8 protein-coding genes and 2 pseudogenes are annotated in these 7,199 nt (G+C 33.2%); 2 read left to right on the top strand and 8 right to left on the bottom strand.

Translation table 11 applies throughout. From position 1 onward, the window contains the following. Positions 1-191: hypothetical protein (locus V7183_RS19260; RefSeq protein WP_335360498.1), on the top strand; the 191-nt coding region annotated here is incomplete at its 5' end. Positions 192-508: 317 nt separating this feature from the next. Here the strand turns inward: V7183_RS19260 and V7183_RS19255 are convergent. The 6 genes and pseudogenes from V7183_RS19255 to V7183_RS19230 all read right to left on the bottom strand — a co-directional run bounded on the left by V7183_RS19255 (position 509) and on the right by V7183_RS19230 (position 5,234). After that, positions 509-1,213, bottom strand: coding sequence for a metallophosphoesterase family protein (locus V7183_RS19255; RefSeq protein ID WP_335360497.1), 705 nt, complete (start codon positions 1,211-1,213; stop codon positions 509-511). 477 nt (positions 1,214-1,690) lie between these two features. Next, positions 1,691-1,918 (bottom strand): annotated as a pseudogene (locus V7183_RS19250) (IS110 family transposase); the annotation flags it as partial. 158 nt (positions 1,919-2,076) lie between these two features. Further along, positions 2,077-2,859 carry a recombinase family protein gene (locus V7183_RS19245; protein ID WP_335360496.1) on the bottom strand — a complete coding sequence of 261 codons (783 nt, stop codon included), beginning with the start codon at positions 2,857-2,859 and terminating at the stop codon, positions 2,077-2,079. A gap of 730 nt (positions 2,860-3,589) precedes the next feature. After that, complete coding sequence (locus V7183_RS19240) at positions 3,590-4,045, bottom strand: DUF4274 domain-containing protein (protein ID WP_335360495.1); 456 nt, start codon at positions 4,043-4,045, stop codon at positions 3,590-3,592. 170 nt (positions 4,046-4,215) lie between these two features. Further along, entirely contained in the window at positions 4,216-4,731 is a 516-nt protein-coding gene (locus V7183_RS19235) for a SecY-interacting protein Syd (protein ID WP_335360499.1), read from the bottom strand. A 29-nt stretch (positions 4,732-4,760) separates the two neighbouring features. Then, on the bottom strand, positions 4,761-5,234 hold the full coding sequence (locus V7183_RS19230; protein WP_335360494.1) for a hypothetical protein: 474 nt from the start codon (positions 5,232-5,234) through the stop codon (positions 4,761-4,763). Between the two features lie 172 nt (positions 5,235-5,406). Between V7183_RS19230 and V7183_RS19225 the strand changes: the two genes are divergently transcribed. Then, complete coding sequence (locus V7183_RS19225) at positions 5,407-5,721, top strand: hypothetical protein (protein WP_335360493.1); 315 nt, start codon at positions 5,407-5,409, stop codon at positions 5,719-5,721. A gap of 112 nt (positions 5,722-5,833) precedes the next feature. Here the strand turns inward: V7183_RS19225 and V7183_RS19220 are convergent, their stop codons facing one another. Further along, positions 5,834-6,646, bottom strand: coding sequence for an ankyrin repeat domain-containing protein (locus tag V7183_RS19220; protein ID WP_097896591.1), 813 nt, complete (start codon positions 6,644-6,646; stop codon positions 5,834-5,836). Continuing rightward, positions 6,619-6,900 (bottom strand): annotated as a pseudogene (locus tag V7183_RS19215) (alpha/beta hydrolase); the annotation flags it as partial. The gene V7183_RS19220 and the pseudogene V7183_RS19215, both read right to left, overlap by 28 nt. Between the last annotated feature and the right edge of the window lie 299 nt (positions 6,901-7,199).

Here is a 7,199-nt window from a genome sequence, read left to right as displayed (position 1 = left end):
GAATAAAAAGTAACCTCCACTCGTTTGCTCTTTCTGTGTTTACTTCGCATGTGGAAAAACAAGGCACTGACCGCTTCTATGCATGGCTAGATGCTCTCTTCCACCTAAAAAGAGGGGTGTTTTATGTCGTTTTTTTAACTGATGTATATATAACGTTCTATATAGACTTTATTATGAAATCTATTTCTTAACTTTCCCTTAGCAAAAAATATTTTCAAATAGAAATTACATACCTTACAACACTGTCATCCTCACGTCACCTAATTCGATGGTTACAGAACTTACCGTCAGCTATACTGAAAATAAGAAATGAGATAACAAAGGAGAGATAAGCGATGAAAAAAATGATTGAAGTTGTAGTAGCTGTGGTAGAGGTTTTCGTAAATGGTAAGCAAGTTGCAATGGAGTTAAATCAATAATGAATCGTAGTAATGATTTCACAAATTATGTAAACACATAAAAGAGATAAGGTTTGATCTTTGTTTTGATCCCTTATCTCTTTTATATATTATTCTTTCACTACATATACATTTTGACTTGGTAATTCTAAACAGTTCAACTGGCCGCCATATACTGCCCCGCCATCAATTCCTACAATTCGGTTATTCCCAAAATACACATTACAATTATTATCACCATGCAGTGTTTTTGTTTCCGTATGTCCAAATACAACAATCTTTTCACCATCATAGCCACTATGAAACTCCTTCCGAATCCACATTAATGTGTATGGCTCCGACTCAGTAACTGGCTTTGCAGGTTCAACACCTGCGTGTACAAATATATACTCTTCTGTTTCAATGAAATGATCTAGTTCTTGGATAAAACTCAAATGTTCTTCTAATATATCAGACTTCAAATTTGGTTTTTCAAAAGCTCCTTCAGTGACAGCAATATCGCTCTCTAAAAAACCATAACTATATAACGTTTGATCTCCACCATTTCTCTTTACCCAATGATTCCATGATTTTTCTTCATTAGTTGTTAATGCTTTAATCATCATATCTTCGTGATTTCCTTTTAGAACAAAAGCTCCTTCTTTCTTTAATTGCTTTACTTTTTCTATTACAGCCTTTGCATTTGGACCACGATCAACATAATCCCCTAGTAAAATTAACTGATCCTCTTTCGCGTTATATTGTGCTTCTACTAATAGCCTTTCAAATTTCTCTATTTCTCCATGAATATCACTTATTACAAGAATTCTTTTCATCTATGCCCCTTCTTTCTAAAACCAGTTCTTCCATATTATACCTTTAAATATCTAATTTTTCAGATTACAGAAACTGAACTAATTTCAAAAATGGATTTCTCCCTTACAGCTCAACTGTTTTTTCTTACAATACTGTAAGTCTCCCGTCACCCAATTCGATGTTTGTCTTCCTAATATTTGACTATACTTAAAGTAAGGAATAAAACAAGAAACAAGGAGAGATGAGGAATGAAAAAAGTAATGGAAGTTGTAGTAGCAGTGGCAGCAGCTTTAGTAAATGGAAAACAAGTTGCAATGGAGTTAAACAAATAATGCAACGAGAGGAATTCATTATGAAGCATCTAATCACATAAAAAAGATAAGGTTCCATTATGCTTTTGATCTCTTATCTCTCTAATAGTAAGAATGAGGTTGTCCCCAAAGTAGCTGAATAGCTACTTTTAGGACAACCTCTATGTAGTTTCAAATATCCTTTTGTTTTTCTGTCCCTTTTAAGTAACCACCAACATCCTCTAAACCAAATACAACTGATAGCCCGACACTCACATATGTCTCTACTTCTAATAAAAACTTCGAAAATGCAGATGGTTTATTATCAAATTGTATTTCTCCTAATTTCTCTTGCCAACAATTAATCATAACAGCCGTATGATGCTCCTTATGTAAATCTACTCCTACATACAAATAGTTCTGTCTATTATGCATAACTCATCCCTCTATTCAATTATTTAGTCATATATAAAAATGTCGGCAACCTTAGTTCGAGCGTTCATCTTCCGATGCGCATAGGTACGCAAGCCTATCCATTTTTATAACTTCATAAATACATATAGTAAAATGAGCGATTTTTTTAAGTACGGCTGTTACATTATTGCTGAATGTTTACCGTTTGTTTGTATTTGCCCGTACGTATATACCCCTCGATAAAAACTCTCTCGGTCTAACATGCGTTTCACTTGCACTTTCGTAAACAACTTTCCTTTCTCAGTACGATACCCTTCCCTATTCAGTCGTTCTGCTAATTGAGCTAACGACCAGTGCCTAAAAAAGTATCTTAATTCAAATAGTCTGCGTACAATAATTGCTTTCTCCGCATCTACTTCTAACACTTTCTGTCCTTTCTTTACTCTATAACCAAACATCACACCGCCACCTGCATATCCACCTTGTTCTGCTTTCTTCTTTCTGCCTCGACTTAGCTTTAATGCAATCTCGAGACGTTGATATTGGTCTAGTAGTTCTAACATGCCATTTACTAAAAAGTCATTTGGGTCATGTGCATATATACTGTAGTTTGGTTGTTCAATTGCTTTCACATCAACCGCATGTTTTTTTAGCTCTCTTTGTATTAATACTTTTGCCATATCAGAGCGCCATAACCGAGATGTATTTAGTACAATAACTTTGCTCACTTGATGATATGCAATATCCGACAATAGCTCTTGTAGACCTTCACGTTCAACTGTTAATCCATCTTCATCTACTGTCGCTCCGCTAATTCCTTTATCTTCGTATATGTGAAGCAGGTGTAGTTTATTTTCGATGCAGTACCGTTCAATTTCTTCTACTTGATACGTTAGGCTATACCCTTCACGCACTTGTCCTTCTGTTGAAACTCGTACATAACCAACTACTTTCTCTTCCATATTGAGTCCTCTCCCGTTACAGCAATTAAAGTCCCTGTAACGTTTACCCATTTTTTGCGGATAACGTGTGCATAACGTCCATCCGTTAAAACGTACTTTACGATGACTTCAAAAAGTAACACAACCCTTTATTTTTTCCTCTACTATCGTCATACCCTGTTCACAACCATTACAATCTATAAAAATTTAATACTTAGCACACTTATAAAATTATAATGTGTCTACTCATTTCTATCCTAAAACGCAAAAAAGCACTTGTTGCCTTTATTTGACAATCAAGTGCTTTAAGTTCATATGTTTTTAAGTAGCATTAAATTTGTAAGTTTTGTAGTAACAGTATGACACCTTTTATATATCATGACAACTACTACGTTAAAACTTACGAGTTTGTACGAGTTCGTTAGTTTCATGCCCATTCCATATGTTTATATTCACCGCCATGTAAAATGTCATTTCGCCTAAGCTCGTACTTCGTTTTCTATTCTATCATTGCACACAGTACTCCATGATGGTACAACCATCATGGAGTATATATTTTCAAACACCCTATTATTTTTTCTATCCACTTCACATATACTTTATTTTTCATTCATATATACTTGTGCGTATTTAAATTTAGCACCACGAACTTTAGCATATCCGTACATAAAATATAAATTAGTATAGTAAGCTTTATAAAATCACTATAACCAAACTCATTTATTTACTGTAATGAGTTTTTAATGTTTATTTATATTTTAGGAATATCAATTATATTTCCTGGTGACTCACTAATAAGAATATCTGAAATACTTGGGTTCCTTTTTTTCAACTTGAATATTTGAATTTTTGTTAATTCAGGGCTAAATGATATATTTTGTGTTTTAAACTCCAAATTCATAATTTTATTTTGAAGTTTTAATATAAAAACCTTCCATTCTTGTAATGGAGAATTCGAAACTTCCTCTGGACTTTCTAATAGTCGATATCCATCCGCATAATGAAACATTAGTAATCCCGTTCCTAAGTCACAATCTTTATTTTCAAGAATTGCATTTGGTATATCAAATCCACTATTCCAATTATAATTTGCTGCAAAACAATGAAGAATTATTGGGTTATCTATATTCTTTAGTCGGCTAATTGTATCCTCTTTATTTGTATTATAAAGTAATTCTTCAAGCAAACTAATATCTTTATTTTCCATTACACCTTACCACCTTACTGATATTTACTTATTTTATATTTCCAATTGCTTTAACTTTCTTTCCCAAAGTTCTACTGTTGCACCTTGGCTTGGATACAATGAATATGTCCTTATGTAAAAAAGACCCTCTAATATCAGACGGTCTTTTTTACATAAACGTTCTTATTATTTTATTTTTGCAACCTTAAACTAGAAATTAGCTCATCTAGACTATTCGCAATCTCTTTAAACGAACCTCGTTCAAAATCCTCCAATTCAACCTTACCACTTACATTATCTAAAACAACTATCAAACCGTTCCCCTCTACACCTATGGGAGTCTTATCAACCTTATTATGATTGTTTTTATATCCTTCTAAATTACTTTCGAAGGAATCCAATTCAATATTTGGTAATACAGGTTCTAACCTAATATAATGATTACCAATAAATCCATCTAAATCAGCAAACCAATAAGAATTAAAATAGTCATCAATCGAAGTGTGCAGTTTAATTTCAAACCTTTCCTCAATCGTCGTTAAATCATTCTTATTATTTTTTTCAATAGGTTTCCATGAAATTTCTTCTTCATCATCCATTTCACCCTGATATATAAATGAATCAACTTCTTCGTTATATGGCGTTTTAAATAAAAAATCTAATCCTTTATCAAAATATTCTTTTCTTAAATTAAAATATTTGCTCATAGCATCCTTCATTACCAAAATAATCACCCTTACTTTTCTAAGAATTTTTCTAATAGTTCAGCATATTTTTGGTCATTTCCCCAAACTCCTGCGCTTTTCTCAGCATTATGAATCCCTCCTAAACCTGGATGTAGTTTTGAGGGTACAGCCACAGCTTGACCTCCACCACCAATGTGATGATGTATTAAAGTGTCATTATATAATTCTTTTAAATCATATTGAGGAAAATGTTTTCTAAACGTTGGATTGTTTATAGGTGAGAATCCTAATTCTATTTTTTGTCTATTTGACCTATTAAACGCTTCTGGGTACTTCTCTAACATCTCTTTCCAATAAAAATCTTTATCGCGTAACCAACCCTCTGCATTGGTGTTTTTTTGTCCTTTACCAACATAGGGCATCTCAACAGTTAACCGAGGATCCGCAGTATACTTAGCCTCTAACTTACCAATTTGCGAAGCTAGTTCTTCTAATTGATCTGGATCTACATTGATTTTCCCCATCTATTTCTCCCATCTCTCCTCTTTGTCTTAATTTTCCTTATTACACTACTATTATATATTTACTGAAAATAACATTTTTAATGATTGACACTTTCAAAGCTTCACAGTTACCATAAACAGTAAATACTAGTATTAAAAATACTTAGATTTCTTTTTGGAAAGAAGGTTAAATATGTTTGACGTAGTAGAGAAATATATAGAGCACAAAAAACTATTAGTACAAATGGCAGCTGTTTCACGTCATATTGGGATGGTACAATCTGCAATGTCTGATTTTCATACTGTCGTTCAGACAACAAATTCTCAAATTGATGACGGAGTAGAAGATTGGGAAAGTAAGAGCCGAAAAAAATATGATGAAATGATTCAAGTTGTGACAAGTAAACAATCTTCTACAGAATATATGGGAAGACAATTAATAGACGAACTCCGTAAAGAATACGAACGTCTTCGTCAACGAGCAGAAGAGCTAAGTAGACAACTTTAAATCAATCTAGCAATTCGTGCATGATGTGATGTAATTATATAAAAAGAGATGAGTTCGCATACTTTCTTTGCTCCCTCACCTCTTTTTATAACAGCTTATATTATAGTGTAGACTATTTTATTTCATTTGCTCCAGCTAATTTCAACATATTAACAATTTCTTTAAACCCTCGTTTTTCTGCATGCTGTAAAGGAGCGATTCCTTCACGATTAGCCATGTTTACATCTGCTCCATGGTCAATTAGTAACTGAACGATTTGTTTGTGATTTTCACTACCATTTCCTAAAACAATTGTTTCCAACAATGCGGTCCCACCATGATCATTCTTATAATTCACATCGATTTGTGTACGATTTAATAGCTCTTTTACAACTTCGACATGTCCTCTTTCAGCTGCTGCAATAAGCGCTGTGTTACCAGAATGATTTGTTTCCTTTATATTCGTCCCTGCATCAATTGTTAACTTCACAATATCAATATATCCTTCTTTACTTGCATACAGAAACGGATTATTTTGTTTTTTATCTTGTAACTCAATATCAGCCCCTGCATCAATCAATGCTTTTACTGTGTCAACATGATTGTGGTATGTCGCTGCCATTATCGGTGTTTCGCCTTGATCGCCTACTACATTTATATTTGCTCCATCTTTTATTAACTTCATAGCTGTTTCTGTATCACCAAGTGTTGCGGAAAGCAATAATTGCTTATCCATTAAGTCCATACCCGTCGCGTCTTTTTCTTCTTTTTCCTTCTGCTTCTTCTCGTGATTTTTTTCATTTTTCACTTGAACTGGTTTCGTTTCAGTTTCTTCTTGCTTATCACAAGCTACTGTCATAATTAAAAGCCCTAATAACATAAATAATAAAATTTTTTGTTTCCTCACAACTACAGCTCCTATGAAAGATAATGTTTTTTTAACCATTCCTTCATCACATGTAATAACTCTTCTTCAATAGATTTATCCATAAGCCTCTTATATTCCTTCCTTAATCGAATCATTGTATGCTTATGTTCATAATGTTTCATGTTCGGAATGATATGCCATTCTGCTTCACCACTAACATATAAAGCAATTCGTTTAGCATGTTCAGGTGGCACTTGTATATCCTTGTCTCCCGTTATTGCTAAAATATGGCATGACACTTTCTCTAAATATGTAACTACACTTATCATAATGAAGTACCGCCAAACCTAAAAAGGTCAAATACTCCGCTAGTTCTTTATTATAAGTTTACCTGTAAACGCCCCGTATTTCCATCCCGATTAATTTTTTCAAGTACTACCGATTAATCCAATAGCTGAATATGCTTCTAAAGGGCTTCTGTACTTCTTTAGTCAATCCCCAAAATTTTTCATCTCTCATATGTACAGTGAAACTTTGAACAGCAAAAGCTTTCTTCATATATCCCCTGATCCCCAATATATCCCATGTCTATATTATCAAAAATAAAAACAAGTATATAATACAAACAGCT

Source organism: Bacillus sp. JJ1127, assembly GCF_036965845.1.
In the GTDB taxonomy this organism is placed as follows: Bacteria; Bacillota; Bacilli; order Bacillales; family Bacillaceae_G; genus Bacillus_A.
Note: the sequence above shows the minus strand (reverse complement) of the source record. Positions and strands in the feature narration are given on the sequence as shown.